Origin of the sequence: Paenibacillus sp. FJAT-27812 (genome assembly GCF_001273905.1) — a bacterium.
Classification (GTDB): Bacteria; Bacillota; Bacilli; order Paenibacillales; family Paenibacillaceae; genus Pristimantibacillus.
This window is the reverse complement of the sequence record NZ_LIGH01000001.1, coordinates 4,738,597-4,759,616: the sequence shown is the minus strand read 5'-3', so window position 1 is coordinate 4,759,616 and position 21,020 is coordinate 4,738,597. Positions and strand designations below refer to the sequence as shown.

At 47.4% G+C, this 21,020-nt stretch carries 13 protein-coding genes and 1 other annotated feature; all 13 genes read right to left on the bottom strand.

Annotated elements, in window-relative coordinates; genetic code table 11:
- Positions 1-81: 81 nt before the first annotated feature.
- Positions 82-346: a binding site (T-box leader), on the bottom strand.
- Positions 347-411: 65 nt separating this feature from the next.
- Positions 412-2,418, bottom strand: a complete 2,007-nt coding sequence (locus tag ADU23_RS19710; protein ID WP_053375294.1) for a glutaminase family protein — start codon at positions 2,416-2,418, stop codon at positions 412-414.
- Between the two features lie 48 nt (positions 2,419-2,466).
- Positions 2,467-3,462 (bottom strand): LacI family DNA-binding transcriptional regulator, encoded by a 996-nt coding sequence (locus ADU23_RS19705; RefSeq protein ID WP_053375293.1) that lies wholly within the window; start codon positions 3,460-3,462, stop codon positions 2,467-2,469.
- A 7-nt stretch (positions 3,463-3,469) separates the two neighbouring features.
- Entirely contained in the window at positions 3,470-4,312 is an 843-nt protein-coding gene (locus tag ADU23_RS19700) for a carbohydrate ABC transporter permease (RefSeq protein WP_053375292.1), read from the bottom strand.
- Positions 4,313-4,324: 12 nt separating this feature from the next.
- Positions 4,325-5,260, bottom strand: a complete 936-nt coding sequence (locus tag ADU23_RS19695) for a carbohydrate ABC transporter permease (protein ID WP_231637496.1) — start codon at positions 5,258-5,260, stop codon at positions 4,325-4,327.
- A gap of 60 nt (positions 5,261-5,320) precedes the next feature.
- Positions 5,321-6,676, bottom strand: a complete 1,356-nt coding sequence (locus ADU23_RS19690) for an ABC transporter substrate-binding protein (protein WP_053375291.1) — start codon at positions 6,674-6,676, stop codon at positions 5,321-5,323.
- A 288-nt stretch (positions 6,677-6,964) separates the two neighbouring features.
- Positions 6,965-7,882: an ArsR/SmtB family transcription factor gene (locus ADU23_RS19685; RefSeq protein ID WP_053375290.1), complete on the bottom strand. Its 918-nt coding sequence runs from the start codon at positions 7,880-7,882 to the stop codon at positions 6,965-6,967.
- Positions 7,883-8,128: 246 nt separating this feature from the next.
- Positions 8,129-12,241 (bottom strand): DUF4855 domain-containing protein, encoded by a 4,113-nt coding sequence (locus ADU23_RS19680; protein WP_063846223.1) that lies wholly within the window; start codon positions 12,239-12,241, stop codon positions 8,129-8,131.
- Between the two features lie 308 nt (positions 12,242-12,549).
- Positions 12,550-13,824, bottom strand: a complete 1,275-nt coding sequence (locus ADU23_RS19675; RefSeq protein WP_053375288.1) for a Gfo/Idh/MocA family protein — start codon at positions 13,822-13,824, stop codon at positions 12,550-12,552.
- Positions 13,825-13,916: 92 nt separating this feature from the next.
- Positions 13,917-15,599, bottom strand: coding sequence for a response regulator (locus ADU23_RS19670; protein WP_053375287.1), 1,683 nt, complete (start codon positions 15,597-15,599; stop codon positions 13,917-13,919).
- A gap of 13 nt (positions 15,600-15,612) precedes the next feature.
- Positions 15,613-17,346 carry a sensor histidine kinase gene (locus ADU23_RS19665; RefSeq protein WP_053375286.1) on the bottom strand — a complete coding sequence of 578 codons (1,734 nt, stop codon included), beginning with the start codon at positions 17,344-17,346 and terminating at the stop codon, positions 15,613-15,615.
- A 31-nt stretch (positions 17,347-17,377) separates the two neighbouring features.
- The gene (locus ADU23_RS19660; RefSeq protein WP_053375285.1) at positions 17,378-18,262 is read right to left on the bottom strand and encodes a carbohydrate ABC transporter permease; all 885 of its coding nucleotides are present in this window, start codon (positions 18,260-18,262) and stop codon (positions 17,378-17,380) included.
- 34 nt (positions 18,263-18,296) lie between these two features.
- Positions 18,297-19,202 carry an ABC transporter permease gene (locus tag ADU23_RS19655; RefSeq protein ID WP_197286090.1) on the bottom strand — a complete coding sequence of 302 codons (906 nt, stop codon included), beginning with the start codon at positions 19,200-19,202 and terminating at the stop codon, positions 18,297-18,299.
- Between the two features lie 97 nt (positions 19,203-19,299).
- Positions 19,300-20,967 (bottom strand): extracellular solute-binding protein, encoded by a 1,668-nt coding sequence (locus ADU23_RS19650; RefSeq protein WP_053375284.1) that lies wholly within the window; start codon positions 20,965-20,967, stop codon positions 19,300-19,302.
- Positions 20,968-21,020 lie beyond the last annotated feature (53 nt).

The following is a 21,020-nucleotide window of genomic DNA, read 5'->3' as shown; positions in this document are numbered from 1 at the left end:
TTTGGTGTGCAATATGTTAAATATAAGCTGTAATTCCTTTGGTCCAATAAAAAAAATCCCACCCCCAAGACTATAATCAGTCTTAGGGACGAGATTTGTATACTCGTGGTACCACCCCAAATTCGCCAATATGTCGCCATATTAGCCTCTTCAAGTACGGCATTACGATGCAATGCTTATACTCTAGCTCTGTAACAGGAGCTCCTGGCACACCACCCCCCAACGATCATGGGCTCCGATGTGCTGCTCTGAGACTTTCTTCAATAAGGAACCCTTACTCCTTTTCAGCTAACGGAGCTCTCTGTGAAAGAATTCATTTATTTACTTTTCTCTTCGTCGCATTTGAATGTTGGAATTATATTATCAAATAACGAACGTCAGGTAAACATGTTTTTTGAAATTTAGAAAACTTTACACATTTAACGGATGCAGCAGCTTGATATAAAATCCGCCGACAACCGTCCGGTTCTGAAAGCCCACTTGCTCGCCCGTGACGGTATCATACCAATCGGTGAGTGGAACTCGGCTAGGCGATTCATGCAAGGAATCCCAGAGCGGCGCGATCATTTTCGCAAAATCATCCTTGGATGCCGCCATAGAAGCGCACCACACCAGCCAATCCGACTTCGTATAGCTGTTTCGGCTGTCGAGCGGCGTGCCGTACCGATTTTGCTTGGCTGCATAATAAGGAATTTCTTTCTCCAGTATGTCGCTTGGAAACAAATGAAGTCCAAATAGACGGTCCCACACGAGATTATATTTCAAGCTCCATGTATCGTCCGCGCTGTCGAACGTCAATTTGTAATGGTCTCCGGCATCCGCCATCGCAGTCCACTGCCCCGCCATTTCTTTGGCTGTAACGGAATACCGGGACATGTCCTCTGTTTTTCCGAGCATTCTGCACAGGGTGGCATACGCTCCAATACCGATGATCGCTTTAACCGACAGGTTGGCATTATGGGCAAGATGTCCGGCAAAATCGTCCGTGCACAGCTGGTTGTTCGGATCGAGACCGTTTTCTATCAAATAATTCGCCCATTTCGTCAACAGCTCCCAATGGTTCTCCGCAAAATCCGCGTTCTGTTCAGACAAACAAACCGCTGCCGCCATAATAAGCATATTGCCGCATTCCTCAATCGGCATTTGATATTCGAGCTTATTCTCGCCGTATACCTGCCCGTTAGCTAGCGGGTAACAGCCTACATCGTGCGGAGCAAATTCAAAAGGCCATTGCTCACTCCCCGCATACCGGAAGATCGGCCGCATCATGCCTTTGACGAGCTCGGGATTGAATTTCAAAAACAATGGAATAGACGGATAACTGACGTCTACCGTCCCGATACAGCCGTTGCTGAAACATTCCTTGGACAAAAAGAGTACCTCGTTGTTCTCATCCAGCACAAGCTTATGCGCCGCGATCGCCTGCCTGTATGCAAGCGACAAAATATCGGCATATTGCGACCCGCCCGCTTCCATGCTTTCCTGCCGCAATGCCTTGTCAAACGTTTCGCATTTTCCGATGATATCATCGTACTGCGAGAAAGCTGCGGCAAGCATATCCTCGAATGACATGCCGCTCCTGCGCCAGTACGCATCCAAAGGCCGGTTAAAATATTCGATGGAATGAATGTCGTCGTAAGCTAGCACCGCGTACTCTGATTTCACCGTCTCATTTACAGCGCCAAAATCGAACAGCACCGCCATAACCGGCGTATCATCTGCCACGGCCCGCGGCTCGCGCTTGTCATCTTGCAAGCTTAAAGCACCCGATTCGATAAAATGGCCGCGCAGCTTATAAGACTGAATCGCCGTTTGGGTCGTTTCGGACTTGGAAGAAGCCAGGTACACATATCCCCAATCGATGCGCAAGTCATCGCCGACCTGCTGCAGCACCGGCTGCTGCTCGCTTCCCATGCGCAGCGCCTCGATCCCGCTGCCGATCTCATTGCGGGACCAGACAATTTTCTGATCCGGCGTATTCACGCACCATTCTCCGGTAATGTCCGCATACACTTGCACATCATGCGGTTTGCCATCAATCGATTGAACTCGGAACGTAACGTATGAAGCCGGCCGCGATAATAGATCCAGATCGTCCAGCAGCAGCGGCGTCGTAAAATCAACTTCAAGCAATATGCCGTCTCCAACAAACTTGTATTTGCTGGACGTCGCGGTCACTTCCAGACTCGTTTGCTTCATCGCATCCGGCTCCGGGATATCACTTTCTTCATCAAGCTCCGTAATGCCCATAAACCGCCGCGTTAAGCCGTCAATTCTAACCATGCCGGACATGCTATTGCGTTTATTGGTCCAATGTGTCGTATGTTTATCGGTCAGGCAATCGGCTGCAGACCATACGCTGAAATAAGGATCTACTGTTACCAGAGGTACTGCTGGGGGTCTAAATTGTTGTGTCATCGTTTTTGTTCTCCTTTAAATAAAGATGATGTGTGTTACCGCAGCTGCTCAGCAGCTTTTTCTTTCAATTAATACCGTCTCAAACACTTCTTGAAAAAAAACATTTTCCGCTTCTCCCTTAATCTTGCTCAGGATGATCTCGACTGCGCGCTCCGCCATTTTTTCCTTGGCAATATTGATCGTTGTAAGCGGGAAGGGATAAAACAGCTGGGACTGGATATTATCGTAGCCTACGACCTTAATGTCCTCCGGTATGCGGATTCCCGCTTCCTGTATGGCATAAATGGCCTCCAATGCAACCAGATCGCTGAAGGCGAAAATACCTGTGTAATCATCCCTGCTTTGCACGAGATCCTTCATAAACGCATACGTATTGCCCATCGTGATTTCATGATAGACGACTAAGGAAGAATCAAATGTTAGGCCGGCTGCGGCGATCGCTTGTTTATAGCCTTCCTCTCTTTCCCGCGAACAAGAAAGGGCGCTGGGGCCGCATAAGAACAAAATCCGCTTTGCCCCTTTGCTTAATAAGTATTCGGTTGCCAAGTATCCTCCCCGGACATCATCCGTTATCAGGTAGTCGGTCTGCTCGTCCTCAAAGTGCCTGCCCACCAAAATAAACGGGATGTTGGCGTTCTTCAAAATAGTGACGCTCCCGGAGCTCCCTTGCACCGGGAACAAAATGATGCCGTCGACCCCTTTGTTGATCGCTAGATAGATGGCCTGCTCTTCCATCTCCTGCTTCTCGCCGCTGTTCAGCACAAATATGGCATAGTCGTCTTTCCTTGCTGCCTCTTCAATAAAGTTCGCCATGATGGAGAAAAAAGGATTGGATAGATCGCTGATGATAACCGCAATCGTTTTCATTGAACCAGACCGCAGCGCACTGGCAATGCCGTTTGGGATATACCCCATTTCCTTTGCCGTGCGCAGAATGGATTGTCTCGTAGCTTCCCTCAGATCGCCTCTTCCCTTCAAAGCCCGAGAGACTGTGTTGATGCTGTATCCGGTTTTGGCAGCGATATCCTTCAAACGTATTTTCATTTTGCGCTTAGCCTTTAATTCCCGACAAAGTAACGCCTTTAACAATGTACTTTTGGAAAATGATAAAAATAATGATGATCGGAACGGAAGCGTAAGCATTAACCGTCATCGGCAATGTCTCGTCTTGGTTATAGGAGCTCATGAAAAACGGAATGCCGATCGGCAGCGTGAACAGGTCTTCCGATTGGATCGCCAGAAACGGCCACAAAAAATCGTTCCAAGTGCCAAGGAAAGAAAAGATCATGAGCGTAGACAACACCGGCTTGGATAACGGAATGAAGATATTCCACCAAACCCGAAACAGGCTGCAGCCGTCCATTTTGGCGGCTTCTACCAGCTCGTTCGGCATCCCATCGAAAAATTGCTTCATGATCAAGACGCCAAGCGGTCCTGCAAGGCCGGGGAGAATAAGCGCCGCATACGAGTCGAGAATGTTCAAGCTGTTCGCTACCATATATAAGGAAACGATTGTCGCTTCCCCCGGTATCATCATCCCGCTTAGAATGAGCCAGAACGCCAGCTTCTTATAGCTGAAGTCGATTCTGGAAAGCGCAAACGCCGCCAAGGACGCCATAGTCAAACTGAGAATAGGCACGATGACCGCGATGGTCAAGCTGTTGATCGTCCACTTGATCACCGGCGCATTCTCGAGAATATAAGCGTAGTTTTCAAACGAAAACGGGGGCAGAAAACGGTCGATCATATCCCCCATAGCGGAACCTGGCGGCTTCAGCGAAGTGAATATCATATAGATAATCGGAACAATAAAGATGATTGCCAATCCGTAAGCCGCAACGTATAACATGATTTTCGGAAAAGTCCACTTTTTGGAGCCAGCGAATTCGTTCATCTCTTCTTCCCCTTAATCCGTTTTTTTGCCGAAAACTTTAAACTGGACGAATGAGAGCACAATTAGAAAAACAAAGAAAATAAAGGACATTGCGGTCGATAATCCAAGATCGTTGGCGGTAAAGCCCGTTTCATAAATGTACTGAATCATCGTTCGTGTTTCATTGCCGGGTCCGCCTCGCGTGACGAGCCAAACCTGACCGAAAACTTTAAAGGACGCGATAACCTGCAGCACCGTAATTAAAACGATTAACCCGCGCATCGCAGGCAAAGTGATAAACTTAAGCCTTTGCCACGCATTGGCCCCATCCAGCGTAGCCGCCTCGTAATGATCAACGGGAATATCCTGCAGCCCCGCGAGCAGCACGATCATATTAAAGCCCTGCGTCCACCATAGCGTGATCATGACGATGGAAATCCAGGCAAAATGCGGCTCGTTCAACCAGAAAATTTCCGCTTCCGGGCTGAGAATGCCGAGATTATGCAGCACCGTATTAACCAAGCCGGAGTAAGGCGCAAGGACGAATATCCATATAAAGCTGACTACCGCTACCGATAACACATTCGGCATAAAAAACACGGTACGCAGAAAGGTTCTGCCTTTCACTTTGGAATCGAGAATTAATGCAAGCAGGAAAGGCGTTATGATCAAAAACGGTGTGGAGATTAGGGCAAAATAGGTCGTATGCCACAAGGAAGCCCAAAAATCCGAATCCTTTAGCGCGTAAATGTAATTTTGAAGACCAACAAATCCTTCCTTGCCTATCAATGTCCAGTCGTGAAAGCTGACGAACAATCCGTAAAAAATCGGAACGATGGAGAAGAGAATAAAGAAAAAGAAATAGGGAGCAAGAAAACCGGTTGCCAGCAATTCGTTGTGCAGCTTTCTTTTTCGCTTGCCGATAGCCATATCCGCCACATTCGGTTCCGTTATCGTTGCCGGATTCATGATTCACCTCCAATCGTGCATCGGCATTACGTCACCGCAATGCCGATGCACGTGCATTTTTTATCGATTCAGAAGCTTTTCCATGCTTTGTACGGCTGAATCCAAACCTTTATCGACCGGTGCTTTGCCGGACCAAATCGTATCGAGCGCTTGGACGAGCTGGTCTTTCGCCGGCCACATCTTCGGAGATCTCGGCAAGTACACGCCATCGTTGGCTGCTTGCAAATAATCTTGGCGATACGGCAAGCTTTTGAACGCTTCCGACTCTATAGCCGTCGTCGAAGGCGGAATATGTCCAGCCTTGGACCACTCGGCCGCATTGTCCGTCACCCATTTGGCAAACGTCATGGATGCCCGCACCTTGTTCTCGTCTTGCCCTTTCTTCTGAATCGGCAGAATAAAGTTATGGGAATCGATCCATGTTGCAGGCTTGTCGTAGATTTGCGGGAATGGAACGGCTCCGAACTCAAGCCCCTCTGTCGCCTCCAGCGTGCTGGTAAACCATACGCCAGTCGGCAAAATGGCACCTTTGCCAGCTTGGAACGTTTCGCCGATTTTTGGAAGGTTGCGCTGGATCAAGCCGCTCTCGAACATGCTGCTGATATATTCTGCAGCCTGCTTGCCCTGCGCGTTGTTAAACGTCACCTTTTGTCCGGCTTCATCGAACATGCCTTCGCCGCCAAGCTGGTTATAAAGCGCCCACCATATCCGGTATGGATCTTCACCCGCGGAGCCGAGAAGCATATTCACGATGCCTTTTGGAGCGCCGTCTTTAATTTTTTGCAGGAAGTTTTTAAATCCATCGGGACCAGGCTCAATCATTGGCTTCTCATTCTCGTCGAGCAAATTCAGCTCGCGCAGAATTTTTTTGTTGTAATACAGGATGAGCGGATGTGCATCAAGCGGCAATGCATACTGCTGTCCGTCGAACACCGTCGCATTCAGCATGTTCTCATTGAATCCGCTTATATCAATCCCCATCGATTCGATATAAGGATTCATAGGCTCAATAATTTTCAGATCCACTAGCTCGCTTAATTTGGACGTGTGGGATATGGCAAGATCAGGCGCATTTCCGCCGGCAACTGCCGTTTGCAGCTTCGTATAAAATTGGCCCCAATCCTGTGTTAATGCCTTCACCTCGATCTTGTCCTTATGTTCATCGTTAAACTTTTTCACGAGGCTGTTCATGATCACGCCGTCTCCGCCGCCGAACATGTTCCAATAGGTGATGGTTACTTTCTCAGCAGGAGCGGTTTCCGGTGCGTTTGAAGCGCTTTCATTTGTTGCCTCCGTAGTTCCTCCATTGCCTCCGTTACCTCCGTTGCCGCCATTTCCTGACGAACAAGCGCTTAGCATCAATGACAAAACAAGCAGCATTCCCAGTACAACTGTATACAGTTTAGTACGTTTCATAGAAATCCCCCTCGAAAAATAATTGGAAACGAACGGTTAAGTTAACGTTAACCCTAACGTTGATTTACACTCTATAAGAGAAAAATTGATTCGTCAACAGTTTTTTCTCGTTTTTTTGATTATTACCGATTTGTTGTAATGAATGAAAAAACCAGTCCATTGCGCTTAAAAAAGAAAGCAAAAAAATAGGCCATCCTATCCAGGACAGCCCATTAAGTTGCAGACAAAATATTCGATTATTCTACATGTTTTGCAATGTTCTTTATGTCGATCTAATCATAGATTCGCTCAGTAGATGATCCGCATAATCAGATCTTGGTTATAATCGCCGAACTGCTTGCCGAATAAATTGATTCCGCCGATATGCTTCGCATCCTGCTTGATTCCGATCCGTAAGCTGATGAACCTATTTTGGCTCAACTGGAGCTCGTCCAGCTTCACTTTGGAAATTTCCACGTCGTCGAGGAAGCTTCCGCCATTATCAACCTTCCACGTTTTTAGCAGCCCGTATTGCGTATGGTTATCGGGTATCCAGTGCGGGTTCAGCTTGCCTCTTCTATCGCCAAAATCACCGGGACAAGTCCATGTTCCGATTTCGATATTATTGATCCATATCGTAATATCCGATGGCCAATTGTGATCGTAATCAGGCGCTTCGGAGCATATCTCCATCGAAAATTGAATGGATTTAATGTCTGCGTCCGTCTCGGGCAGCGGCGGGAATTTATAATCCACGTTTCCCCTGCTAAACCAGAGCAATTGCGCCGAGATTCTGCTCGGATGATAGAAATGTGAAGGCTCGTCCACGGGCTGGATGATTCCCGTTTCTGTGATCAAGCCGCAGGTCGAGTAGATTTCACAGTCCGTGTAACAGCCAACCGGCATCTCAATTTGGTAGACGCTCGATTTGGGACTGTATTCATCGTTTACATTCAATTGCATATGAATGTCGTCAAACGTCCGTGTGCAAACCTTCATCGTGCCGCGGGAAGCAGGCAGCACCTCCGTTGCAATAATGCCCGCGTTCTCAAGCACGCGGATATTCGAAGCGACCGTGGATACGGGCAGGTCCAGTTTATCAGCAAGATCGATAATATTTTCCTGCTTGTAATTCAGCAGCTTTAAAATGTTTATGCGGACATCCGATGCGAGTGCATGTGCAACTTTTCTTAACCGCTCCGGCTCATCGATCGACAACTCCAACATACCGCTATGCACTCCTCTTGGTCAGTTCAATTTACATCATAAATTATCATTAGTATACGCTACTCACCCAGCATTTTGCAGCAGCAGATTTCTTTGCGGAAATCGGGGCTTTTGTCATAACATTATTCGACAATGTCGATTTTTGCGATGCGCGATTTCAATGATTACGAGAGCCTTTCAAAACAAAAAAGCCGATCGAATAGAAGACCAACGGTCTTACATTCGATCGGCTTGCTAATAAATCGATTACGCTTCGTTACTCTGCCAAAGCCGCATCAGTCGGTGCAGGAACATGGCTGTCTCGGCACGCGTGGAAGGATTAAGCGGTTTGATCATTCCTCCGTCACCTTGAATCAATCCCTGTTCGATTAAGCCTGCCATGCTGTATGCCGCATAACCGGACACCTTGTCTGCATCCTTGAAGCGGTCAAGCGTCGCCAAATCCCCCTTAATCTCTTTCCCTTGCGCGGCCTTCAGCGCCCGCGCAGCCATTACAATCATATCCTGGCGAGTAATCTTTGCTTTTGGTGCAAATCGCTCTCCATCGGTGCCGGTAACGATGCCGAATTGTTTAGCTGTCGCTGCAGCCTCGTAATAATAATCTTGCGGCTTTACATCTGCCCATGCCTCGGCAGCCTCTCCTTTCAGATCAAGCGCTCTGACAAGCATTAACACAAAGTCAGCTCTGCTTACTTGCGCGGCTGGACTAAAGGTTGTGGCCGATGTACCTTTCACGATCCCTAAAGCAGCCAGCTGTTCGACCGCTTCTCTTGCCCATCCATACTTGACGAGATCTGCAAATGGTGATGAAGGCTGCTCCGCATATGCCGCATAGGTTCCTGTTCGGTCCGTTTGGAACTTGATTTGCTGCGCGGAATGGGAATATTCCGCGTTCGCAATCGCTGATGCTGCCCCTTGGTCGTTAATGGACAGCATACCGATTTTTGTCGCGGTCTCATTGTCCGAACGCAAATACGGAACAGTGACGGTAATCGGCGCCTTTTCATTCATCCAGCTATAAGCCTTGCCATCCATTTCCGCAGACAGGTCAATGGCCGGTCCCAATAGTGTCCGTCCGTCCTGCTTCAATAATTTCCCGTCCCGCTCGCCTATGATTAAGCGCAGCATTTTGCCTAGATCTGCTGATTTAGGCAGCATCTGACCAGATAACAAGATCGTTGCTTTTGGCAAGCTCACTTCAAGAAGAAGTTTAGGATACTCGGACAACAAAGCTGCGGGAAGATCCAAAGCATATTTCACGGCCTCGCCGTTTTTCTTAACGCTCATGCTTACCTTCTTCATGCCGTTTTGATCTGCCTTCGCTTTCGCAATTGCTTTCAGCAAGTCTTGCTCACTAACGGCACTAATCGCCGTCGTTCCGCTCGAATCGAGCTTTGAGCTGATTTCTGCTTTAACTGAGCCGTCCGATTGGATCTGGAATAAGTCAGGCACGGTGACAACGGAGTTGCCGCCTCCAACGCCGGTTGACGCTCTCTTATACTCAAAAGTCATTTTTTCAGGCTTGCCCATACCGTCTGTCGTTACATATGCCTCATAGACGCCCTCTTTCTCACCCGTAAGCGTAAAGGCGAATTGAAAGCTGCCATCCTTTGTGCTAGTCGTCCGTGCTTCAAAATGATCCTTGCCCTGCGGATCAACCACTCTCAAACTTACCTTTGCAAGGTCACCGTTCATGGCAAGCCCATCGATCGTTACTTTTTTTGTTGCGGCGTCTACGACAGCTTTCATTCCGTCAAGCGCTGGTCCACTCTCGGCTCCCGTAATGCTGTACACCTCAAAGGCATAGAGGGAATAGCCGTAAAAGGTAGCTCTCTCAATCCCTTGAAACTTTATATATCTAGCCTTGATCGGATCAAAATGTACCGTTTCTCTTCCTTCCTTCGCCGTAATGATTCCGTCGTTTTCCTTGCTCACATTTGTCCAATTTTGCTTATCGTCCGAAACGGTTAATCGGTAAGTCTTTGCCCGGGCATATTCCCAGTCGAATCTGACCGTATCTAGCTCCCTCACTTCGCCAAGATCGATCTGGAACGATACATCGTTAATCGTTTCGCTTGACCATCTTGTAGCCGGGAATCCGTCTACCGCTTTTTCGGCTGCATAATTCAGATTGGCAGATTCCACCGAGGATGCTGACACGGCTTTATTCAGCGCCAAATTCCCGATTAAGGAATAGATGCCTTCTTTTAACGTGTTATACGCCCCATCTGCGATCAGTTGATCTTTTTTGAAAAGCTCCAGCTTGGCGTTAAAACCTTTCAAATAACTGGCAGCCTTTGCCTCATCCGATCCTTTGAAGCGAGCCGCCATTTCCAAATAATTGTTCAACGAACGAGCCGCATCCTCATTCTTGAATTGCTTATCTTCGTCAAAACGTTTTACTAACACTTTCATATCGGAAATGCTGGTAGCTGCCTCAATCACATAGCTAGTTTTCTGAGACTTGCCCGCTGCTACCGTAACAGTCAGCTCATGTTTTCCCGGCTTTCCTGCCAGATCAATAACGGTCCCTTGCGTATAAGTCTTGCCGTCGAAGGCAGCGGATACTTTCGTCAATCCGCTCCCATCATCATTTTTGACCTCCCATCCAAACTGAACGGATTCCGTAAACGGAACGACTGCTCCGCTTTGAAGCAATTGTCCGTTCATTTGCACAACTGCCTCTGGCGGGGCAGCGTTGTTCACTTGATAGGTGCCATTCACAAACTGGTACAGCCAATCGTACAAGATGCGCGTTGCAGGATCCGTGCTCACCGCAGTGTCTGTCACCGCATTATTGCCTTGATAGTAGGCTTTAAAGCCTGATTTCATAAGGCCGGTTTCAACGCCGCTGTTCAAATAATCCACAAACCGCTCGCGGAACACGGCATCGTTCACCATCCTGTCGTCAAATTCAAGCTCAAGGCCCATGCCATACCGCTTGGCTATATTGGAAGCGTCTTCAAGACGCTCCATGCCCAATTCCTCGAAGAAATAGTTTGGTTGGAAGGCTACGGCATCTATCCCGACTTCCTTCCACATATGGCTCTTGTACGCCAGAAAATGCGGGATCCAGAACAACTTCAAGCTGCTGTCATGCACTTTCTTGCTAGCCGAACGAAGCAGATCCGGACCAGTCGCGCTCGTACTGATTTGCTCCTCGAGCCAGTACATGCCAGCAAGCTCAAGATTAGTGTAGCTTTCCGCTGCCCATCTTTGTTTCGTTTCATTCAACCACCATTGAACCGCTTTTTCTCGATTGGCAAACGCTGCCTCTTCGCCGATTTGGGAAGCATTGAAGCTTTCCGATATGCCGTCACCGTCTACATCTCCAAAATCATTCAAATATTCCCCCGGGTCTGGAATCATCAAAACAACCTTTACCTTATGGTCCGGCTGGTTCAGCTTGGCGCCCACTTCCATGGCCGCTTCGTTTAGCTGCTGCATATCGCCCGTTTCCGCAAAGGTTTTATCCAAATACCATTTCCAATCCTCCAGGTTGGCGCCTCCGTTATACCCATTTCCCGCCGGTGAGGTTAGCCCCAAGTATAGAACCCCGTCAAACAGCCAGTCTACTGGTTCACCTGTCCGATCTACGTAGCTAATATTAGGAATAATCCTTTCCTTCGACCAATCCCCCTTGCCATTCGCGTATTGCCCGTTATAGAGCAGCCCTAGGTTGCGAATGCCGGCTGTCGCTTCTCCCGGCTCAAGTAACGCAGGCTGTTCAGCGGCAACTTGCTCCGCTCCCCCAACCTTTCCATCTGCGCCCCAGATTTCAACTTCATCAATAAGCGACCAAGCTCGCGTATGCATCGAAAAGGTTACTTTCACATAACGGGCATACGCCATCTCTGCGCCGGAATTGCCGCTTTTGATTCCGTCTCTGCTCCCAACCCAGTCAAAGACCTCTTCCCTTGGCGGTCCATCACCCCAAAGAAGCTTCGTAGATTGATGGGATAACGTTCCCCAATTTACCTTGTCATCTGAGGCATACATCGAGACCGTTAAAGGCACAAGCGAGGAGCCCGTAGGCCAGTCCTGCAGAAAGCGTGCTTTAATGCTCGAGATTGACTTTTTTTCGCCTAGATCAAACACGATCTCGCGTGTCTTCTTATTCACATGCCCTACCCACGCTGGATCCGACATATCCAATTGGCCATATTGTCCGTCCGTTAGCTTATGGTTATCATCTGGGTACTTTGCATCCGGCTCTTCCGACCATTCATAGCTCAGTCCAGCGGCAAGATTGCGCTGCGCTGACTGTCCCTGTCCCTCTTCCGCTTGCGCTAACGGAACCAGTGCGAACATCATGGCCGTAATCAAGGCGATTGCTACCCATCTTTTATTCGAAGTCATAAATGACAGCTCCCTTTCTATTTCTGAGTAAAAATAATTGTAAGCCTCTTGATAGCAAGTTTTCGTTTCAAACACAATTCTCCGCTCATTCCTCCTTCCCATGATTGTACACAGATCGATTTAAAAGCGAATAACGATGTCTGTACTGTAACCATATGAAAAATAGCCGTTGTTTCAAAGAGATAAGTTATTACTTTCATATACATTTATTTACCTGCTCCCGGGAATGATAGATTTCCGCATAAAAAAGCCGCTGCCCTAGGAAAAACCTAACGGCAGCGGTCTATTTTTTTGCGTATAGCCCGGATCTATACTGGCATTGCTTCATTCTCTTGCATATCCGAAAGGTTGACAGCTAGCCCCTCATGCAATCTCGAATGCTCGGCTGCAAATGCCATCAGATGGCTTTGAAGAGATGCCGTTGCGGACGTCAGTCCGTGCGAGGGGTTGCGGTCAAATTGGCAAACATCGCACAGAAACGCGCTCACCATACGCTCATCGCCGCCGCCGTGGCCGTCTCCTTCGACATTGCAGCGAATCTCCAGCTGTTCTCCTGAAGCATAGCGATATAACGTAAAAGCTCCTTTATCCATATCTCCGATAATTTCGCCATGCGTACCCATAATTTGAACCCGGCGGGCACCGCTTTGCGTCAGTCCCGACATGATAAATGATGCGTTCGCTCCATTTGCAAACAACATATTCACTACCTGGTGGTCAACGACATTGTTATCGCAGCGGTACACGCAGCGCCCAAACGGCCCTTCCTTAAGCGCCTTTAAAATTCCCTCTTGCGATAAATCGTTTGTCATATAACGTGCCCAAGGGTGATGCGGCGGCTGCATGTACATTTTCAGTGCCGAGAATGCACAATCCTTCTCGACCGCGCAGCCGTCGATGCAGCGATCCGCCGACCCTTCGGGCGCATGCTCCGCTTTGAAATGAAGCAAGGAGCCGTATGAGCTTACGCTCGTACAAGGCTGATTCATCAGCCAGGAGATGATGTCGAGATCATGGCAGGATTTTGCCAAAATCATCGGGCTCGTCTCCTCCGCATTGCGCCAATTGCCGCGTACGTAGCTATGCGTCATGTGGCGATAACCTACGTTCTCGGTTAATTGAATCGTCCCCACCGTCCCGAGCTCTCCATCCTCCATACATTTTTTGATTCCCGACCAGAAAGGAGAATATCGAAGAACATGCGTAACGGCAAGCAGCCGCTTATAGCGAAGTGACGCCTGCTCCAGCTGGATGCATTCCTCCATCGAAGGGGACATTGGCTTTTCAAGCATGACGTGGTAACCCAGCTCCATCGCTTTCATCGCAGGCATATAATGCATCCGATCGAGCGTGCAGATGATCATGACATCTGCCATTCGGCCTTGCTCAAATGCTTTTTCCCAAGTATCGTATACAAACTCCGGCTTAATTTGATGAATTTCTGCGAACCGGCTTCTGCGCTCATCGTCTGGCTCGGCTACTGCAATGATTTTAAGCTCATTCGGAAATTTTTCTGCATAGGGTCCATAAATGTATCGCCCTCTGCTGCCAGCGCCTAATAGCACAGCTGTTAATGTTTTCAACCCTTTTCCTCCTCTAGTACGCCTTCTATACTTCAATTGTATAGGGACCTTACGAGAGGCAAAAGAGATCGTTTCTTACCTTTCATATACATTTATTGACCTTCGTTTTGTCTTTGGTAGCGCGCCATGCGGAAATCCTGCGGCGTCGTTTCGTTCTGCTTCTTAAAAAAGCGAATAAAGGCGAGCGCCGAATTATACCCCAGCGCAGCCGCGATCTCATTTACTTTCATTGAAGTTTTCAGAAGCATGTCTTTGGCCATCACATTTCTGTAATCATTCATATATTTCGATAATCCGATACCTGTAATTTGCTTATAGAGTCTGGATAAATATGATGGATTGAGGCTCACGTAATCCGCTAGTGCCGTCAAAGAAATATCGGTTGCGACATGCTCCTCGATATAGCGATGCACTTTGTTAACTACTTCCGTCGGCAATTGGGTGCCCTGCAATGTTTTCCATTCAAAAAAACAGTCCGCCAAATGCCTGTAATAGGGAATCAGCTCCGGCCAAGGCGTCGAATCGCCGTGACGAAATAGGCGGTCGAGGTCTAATTGGGTGTTTACGTAATCGCAAACCTCCCGGTTTTTATGAATGTAGAATAGAAAAACCGCCGATAACGAGTGGTACAATTCGATCTTCCGTACATGAGGGGTATAGGGATCATTCCATGCTGCCGTAAGCTCTCCATACAGCTTGTTGAATTGCTCCCGATGATTATTCTCAAGGCAGCTCATGAGCAATTGAACCCGGGCATGATAAAAGCCGTCGTGACAGCTTCCAGATTTATCGTGAGCCTCATCCTTCTGAATGTCTTTATCGGTCATAATGACCTCATTGAATAAACCGTTGCCTTGCACCAAGCCATATTTGATGGTATGAAAACGGTCCGATAAATGGTTCCAGCCGGTCGTCTCGCTGCCTAGAAGAAACAACACCGACAATCCAAGCAGCTTTTTGCATGTCCCTTGAACGTTTTCCAAAATGCCGCTAGCATAACGATGGGCTCTGACCCACTCCACGCCGCTGGAGTCGGCGGTAAGCTCATCCGACGCTTTGGGCTGGATCATCCAAACGATTTTGGACAGCTCGAAAACGACCGAATAGCTTCTTACTTGCGCCGACAAAAACTCTTCGCAAATGTTTTGCAGCGCGTAGGCAAGCAGTGCTTTGTCCGGCGCAGTAAAGGTCTCTCTCCACGCGTCTATCCTGCCAATGAGCAAGTAAACGGGCATGGAAGCATCGAGCGGAATATCAATTTCGCTGAAAATTTGACCAAGCTGCTCCTCCGTCGCTTGTTTCCCTTGAATAAGACCCCACATATACTCTTTTTGCAGCGAGGGCAATGCCAATCTCATTTTGGACTGCGTTCTTGCAATTATCTGCGCCTGATCCTGCTCTTCTTCTATTTTCTCGATGGCTCGTTCCACCGACTGAACGATTTTCTCGTCGCTTTCCACCTTCAAAATATAATCGAAACCGCCGTAAGTAATCGCGTTTCTAGCATATTGGAAATCATTATAGCCGGTTAGAAAAATAACTTTGCAGGCTGGCCACTGAGATTTGATTTCCTGCAGCAGCTCGATTCCTTCAATGCCAGGCATCTTAATGTCGGAAAGCACAATATCGATACGATGATGATACAAAACCTCCAAAGCTTGTTCGCCAGAATAAGCTTTCATCACCTCGAGCTGCAAATGCTCCGTCTGCTCAAATAACTCAAGGAGACCATCGACGATAATGGGCAAATCATCCACGACAAGCAGTCTGTACATGCTGTTTCCCCCTCTAGCTAGCGTTCAAATTCATTCTGACCTGCAACCCGCCTAATTCGGACCGTGACAGCACAATGCCATATTTCTCTCCGTAACGCAGCTGAATTCTGCGATGCACATTCATCATTCCCGTCGTTGCCTCGAGCCAGTTCGCAGAATGGCGCAGCTTCTTTCGAAGAAGCTCGATTTGTTCATCCGTCACGCTTTGGCCGTTATCCTCAACAATAATGGAAAATACATCACCCTTTTGCTCCGTATGAACCCATAGCTCGCCAGGCTGAAGCATATTTCCTAAAGCATGCTTATAAGCATTTTCTATAATGGGCTGCAGAATCAACCTCGGCACACGAATGGCAGGAAAGTCACCTTCGAACAATGCTTGTATGCGTTCCCCGTAACAGATCGATTGCATTTCTACATAAGTGCGGGAATGCTCTGCTTCAAGCTCTAGCGGAATGTCATCCTCATCGTTGCGGGTTATGAATTGAAAGTATTGTCCAATATACAAACAAAATTGATAAGCCTTTTCCTTCTGGCTCTCTGATTTAATTAATCGGCACAGCACAAAAAAACAATTATATAAAAAATGAGGATTAATCTGCGATTGCAGCCGTTTAAGCTCCGAACGCTGATTCCGAATTTGCTGCTCGTAATTTTCCTCAATTAATTTTTTCAGAGATCGCACCGTTTCATTAAAGGCTTGATACAAATAACCGAACTCATCGGCCCCTCGGTCGATGACGATCGGCTCCAGCCTGTTCTGCTGTACCCGGCGGAATGAATAGACCAGCTTCATAAGCGGCCTATAAATAAAACGCAATAAAAAATAAGTAAAGAACAGCACGATGCATACCGAGAGTCCGCAAGCCCACCAGAATAAGGACTGGTACATCTGCAAGGAACCAAGCACCTTCTCTTCGGGTATGCAGGTAATGGAATGGGAGTTCCATAGACTAGAATACTTGTAGACGGTAAGTAAACGCTTACCATTATAAATAATCGTTTCGTAGCCTTCATCTGATTTTGCTTCCCGCTTCTCTAACGCGAAAGCTTTCATTTGATCCAGCAATGCTGGGTCCGTGCCGCTTTCAATGACCCAGCCGCGTTCCAAATTAAGCAGCACGCTCTGTCCGCCCCGCGCACCGCCAATTTGAGACAGCGTTTCTTTAATCTTAGAGGTAGACAACTCCACGCCTACAATATACAACGGCTTTTTAACGGTCGTTAGCGGATATTGCATCGTAATAAATAACCGGTCCTGCCAGTACAGGAATGGCTCTTCATACAACTTCGCATTATGCTGCATCGCAATAAATTCAGGCTCATCCAAGTAGGTTTCATAATTATTGCTCAAAATTGTACGTTCGATTAGCGGGATATAGGCTTTTGCTTCCTTTATAAACGGGCTTGAATTTTTCATAAGCTCCAGCCGCCTCTGAATATCCAAAATTTTGCGCGACCGCTCATACGAACTTATATCCTGGCCTGTTGTTGCAATTTCCATCAAATCTTTGTCCATCACATAGTTGGGCAAATAACGGCTGATCCGGTCCGCTTCCTTGTCCAGCGAATCCATATAATACTTCGTCGTATTGAGGACAGACTCCGAGATTTCGCTGCGAATGTGGTCCGAGCCTTGCTCAATGATCATCCAGGTAATCGCCATCAGCGGCAGCAAGGCAGCCAGAAAAGCTCCCATCATTTTTTTGAATATGGAGGAATCATGCAAATAGAATAAGCTTTTCATCGTCTATTCTCCTATATCCAGCACACCGAAACTATTCTTTTACGCTTCCCACTACTATTCCTTTTATGAAAAATCTCTGCAAGAAAGGATAAACAATAAGAATCGGAAATGCTGCTACGAAAATTTGTGCCGCTCTGCTAGTTCGATCGGAAAGCTTCAGTATCAATTCGGCATTCTCCGCTTTAATAAAGCGGAAATCCATCTTAATAATGACCGTCTGTAAAAACGTTTGCAGCGGATAATTCTCAGTATGATTCATATACAGCATACCGTCAAACCAACTATTCCAATGCCCCACTATCGTAAAAAGTCCCGTCGTTGCCAAAGCCGGCAGCGATAGCGGCACATATATTTTCCATAATGTAGTGAAGTAGCCTGCCCCGTCCATACGGGAGGATTCCTCAAGCTCTTTAGGCAAATTCCGGTAGAAATTAAGCAATAGGATGACATTGAATACCGGAATGGCGGTTGGCAATACCAAGGCCCACAGCGTGTCTATTAAGCCAAGCGATTTGACGGTCAGATAATTCGGAATCAGGCCGCCGCTGAATAAAATCGTAAATACGAATAACCACGCATAGAACGTTCTCAACCGAAATTGACGAGAATCTTTGGATAACGGAAATGCCGTTATGATCATCAGCGCCATACTAAGCGTTGTTCCGAGCACAACACGCTGTATCGATACCCAGAACGCACGTAAATATTCTTGTTTTCCGAACACATTATCATAAGCAGCCGTTGTGAAATCAATCGGCCACAGCCCTACCTTGCCTGCTGCCGCCGCTGCGCCGGAGCTGAATGAGATCGCCAAAATATGAATAATAGGCATTAGGCATAAGAAGGATATAAGCAGCAGGAAAATATAATTGCCGCCTATAAATATGTTTCTGCCAAGTGATCTGGTTGTAATCACGGTATGTCTCCCTTCTGAATGACGAATTGGATCTTTAGAAAATGCGGTAATTAGCAAGACGGTAAGCCAAGACATAAGAAAGAGAAATGAATATAAACGATACGATCGATTTTAGTAGGCCAACTGCCGTGGCGAAGCCGAACTGCGCCTGCTGCACACCCATTCGATAAACAAAGGTGTCGATAATATCCGCGCTTTCATAGACCGGAGGGCTGTACAGGTTAAAGATTTGGTCAAATCCTGCGTTGAGCACATTCCCGATGTTCAGCGTAAGCATTAGCACGATGATCGGCATCATGCCGGGCAGCGTTACGTGAAAGGTTTGTTTGAGCCGCCCTGCGCCATCTATTTCCGCTGCTTCATAAAGCGACGGATTGATGCCGGTTAACGCAGCCAAATAAACAATCGTCCCAAATCCAAACTCCTTCCATACGTCCGAAGCGACCATCACATAAGGAAACCATTCATTGCTTCCCAAGAAAAAAACAGGTTTAATTCCGAATAAACCTAGCAGTTGATTGACGACGCCGGAGGACGGTGACAATACATCAACTAAAATCCCGCTCAGCAGCACCCAAGACATAAAGTGCGGCAAGTAAACGAGCGTCTGGAACATCCGCTTGATCCATTCCCTCCGCAGCTCATTCAGCAGTATCGCAATCGTGATCGGTATCAGCAGGCCCGCTGCGATTTTCATCACGGCAATATAAACCGTATTGAAGAAAATGCGTCCGTTATCGGGATAATCCATTAATAATTGAAAGTTTTTCAGCCCGATAAAGGGTGAGCCGAACAGCCCTTTGTTCGGTATATATTTCTGGAAAGCCATGATGATGCCGGCCATCGGGACGTAGCTGAAAATCAATACCAGCAGTATTCCCGGAAGCAGCATCAGATGAAGCGGCCATTCTCTTTTCCACATCCGTGTTAGCACATTCATACCATTCACCTCGCTGTTTAACTAAAGAGCTGCACCAAAATGGTTAATAAAAAAGAGGGATTGTTTCATCCAATCCCTCTTCTTATCCGCGCCGCAATTATTTGTGCGTTGCGTACCACTCGTTCACTTCTTTTGTAATTTCATCGCCGCCGAGCTTTTTCCATTCTTCTACGAATTTATCGAATTCATCAACGGATACCTGATTCATAATGATTTTGAAATAGACTTCATCCCGCTTCTTGAGCAAAATTTCCTGTCTTTCCACCATCGTTGGCGTAGGTGCGCCGTAAAATTTATTTTGCAAATACTGTTCGTTCTTCTGGATGTCTGGAACTAGGGAATACACGCCCTTCGGACCTGAAATCAGATATTCCCACCACATGCTCGTATCGCCGTCTACGTATTTCATGGCACGCTCATAGCGCGTCCGATGGTCCTTTGTCTGCAAAATGCTGGTGTCCTTATTTTCAATCGCTTTTGGCAGCACTTCGCCGTTGTTATCCAATTGCTTGCCTACGCGAAGCGGGCTAAGCAGCCAGTAATTGTTGCCTTTCTCTACGCGGTCTTTACCGAATTCATATACCTTTTGCTCATCTGTCGGGTGATTGTCGACAGCTATCCATTGGTTCAGCAATTTAATGACCCCTTCTGGATGCTTCGCTTTCTTGGAGATGACATAATACTCGTCAACGCCGAGTCCGATCTGTGACAAAGCCGGCTTGCTATCCACTGTCGGAATCGGGAATGCTCCCCACTCCTGTACCACTTTCCCGTCCTTCACAGCGCCTTTCACGAGCTGAGCAGGTGTCCAGGATGCTCCATAGACCATGCCAATGCTATTGTCATAGATAAGCTCAGCAGCTTTCTCTACGTCTTTTACCGCGAATTCAGGATCAAGCAGCCCTTTTTTGAACATTTCCTGCAAGGACGCAAGCGCATCCTTAACTTGCGGCTGTATATCGCTATTCATCAAGCCGCCCTTGCCGTCATCGATCCAAATATTTTCATACGCATGATAGCCATTGAGGAATGGGCGCAGTCCCGTTACTCCCGTCTCCAAGCTGAATGGATTTTTGCTTACGGCAAGACCATACGATGTGCCTGTGCCGCCAAGGCTTTTCGTTTTAAAAGCCTCGGCAATCGCCATGAAATCTGCCATCGTTTTCGGTTCCGGTAAATTCAGCTCCTTCAGCCAGTCCGTGCGCACATATAAAAATTGATAGCTGTACGGATTGTATGAGCTGGGAATGCCCATCAGCTTATTGCCGAACATCGCTGTTTTCATTTGCATGCCGCCATCCATCGTCAAAAACTTTTTCGTTTCCTCTGTGGCATTCTGTTCATACACATCCGTCAGATCCATGATCATATCCGCTTCGGTCAGCTCTTTCAATTGCGTCGCGTTAACCAAGAGGAAGTCCGGAAGATCATCCGATGCGATCGTGATTTTTACCTTTTCCTTGAATTGGCTCGTATCGGCTACCCATTTGTTCGTAATCTTAACGCCGATATCTTTCTCGTAGGCATCATAAACTGCGTTTTTCTCGAAGCTTTCGCCTTCATCGAACTTCAGGTACTGGTCGCTTGGGGAAACCGTCGATACCTCGATCACTTCGTTTGCTTTTTCGCTTGGTTGCTCGTTCGTTTGTTCTTTTGGCGTGTTCGTCTGTTTTTCAGGCGCTTCGTTTTTGCTGTTGCTGCATGCGGTAATAGCCAAGCACACAATCAATGCGACAATCCAGAGTGCCTTCCTTTTCTTCTTCATGCTACCCCTCCATATGTTCTTTATTGTGCTGCTCCATTGGTGCAGCTTCCCTT